General features: G+C 73.1%; 2 protein-coding genes. One reads left to right on the top strand and one right to left on the bottom strand.

Annotated features, from left to right (window positions below):
* A partial coding sequence (locus tag NCC78_RS31855; RefSeq protein WP_250799190.1) for an ADP-ribosylglycohydrolase family protein occupies nucleotides 1–195 on the bottom strand: 195 nt, incomplete at its 3' end.
* A gap of 73 nt (nucleotides 196–268) precedes the next feature.
* On the opposite strand from NCC78_RS31855, the gene NCC78_RS31860 reads away from it, so the two are divergent.
* Nucleotides 269–958, top strand: coding sequence for a response regulator transcription factor (locus NCC78_RS31860; RefSeq protein ID WP_089001050.1), 690 nt, complete (start codon nucleotides 269–271; stop codon nucleotides 956–958).
* Nucleotides 959–1,119: the final 161 nt, after the last annotated feature.

Consider the following 1,119-nt stretch of genomic DNA (forward strand, 5'->3'; position numbering starts at 1 on the left):
GGCGACCACCGAGCAGGCCATCTCGGTGTCGTCGGTCCACTCCCACGGTGGCGGGGGAAGCCGTCCCGCGGCCAGGTCGGCCGGGCGCCGGCCGGGAACGAAGAACTGCGAGCCGAGCGCGTCGCCGACCGACAGGCCCGCGAGCGAATCCCGGGCGAGCGCGAGGCGGGTGTCGGCGAAGAGCGTGAAGGACATCGTTGTACCAGCTTGCCCGGTCGGCAGGTGCACCGCAACGCGATCAACTTGCCACGCCAAGTACGGTCTTGGGGTGGCCACCGTGCTCCTGGTCGAAGATGATCACGTCGTACGCGGCGCGATGCTGCGGTCCCTCGCCGACCGGGGGCACGCCGTACACGCCGTCGGCACCGCGCTGGACGCCCTGCGCCGGGTCGCGGCCGAGACCCCCGACCTCGTGGTGCTCGACCTCGGCCTGCCCGACCTGGACGGCTCGGACGCGCTGCGGATGCTGCGCGGCATCACCGACGTACCGATCATCATCGCCACCGCCCGGGACGACGAGCAGTCCGTGGTCCGGCTGCTGCGCGCCGGCGCCGACGACTACATGGTCAAGCCGTTCACCGGCGCGCACCTCGACGCCCGGATCACCACCGTGCTGCGCCGGGCCGGCCGGGCCAGCCGGACGGTCCAGCCGGCCGTGCACAGCGTCGGCGGGCTGCGGGTGGACGTCGGCGAGCGCAGCGCCCACCTCGACGGCGAGCCACTGGCGCTGACCCGCAAGGAATTCGACCTGCTGGCGTATCTCGCCGCACGGCCGGGCCGGGTAGTGTCCCGCCGGGAGCTCTTGGAGGAGGTATGGCGGCAGCCATCGGTCGGCGAGGATCAGACCATCGACGTTCACCTGTACTGGCTGCGCCGCAAAATGGGCGAGTCCGCGGCGAAGCCGCGCTACCTGCGCACCGTGCGGGGGGTCGGCTTCCGGTTGGTGGCGCCCGACTGAGGTCGTCGCTGGCCCTGCTCACGGCCGGCATGTGCGCTCTGGTCGCGCTCGCTTTCCTCATCCCGCTCGGCACGAGCCTCGGAGACCGGGCCCGCGAGGAGGCCATCGCGGACGCCGCCCGGCGCAGCGCGCTGGTGACCGGCGCGCTCGCGGTCAGCACC

This window comes from Micromonospora phytophila, assembly GCF_023656545.1.
Taxonomy (GTDB): Bacteria; Actinomycetota; Actinomycetes; order Mycobacteriales; family Micromonosporaceae; genus Micromonospora; species Micromonospora phytophila.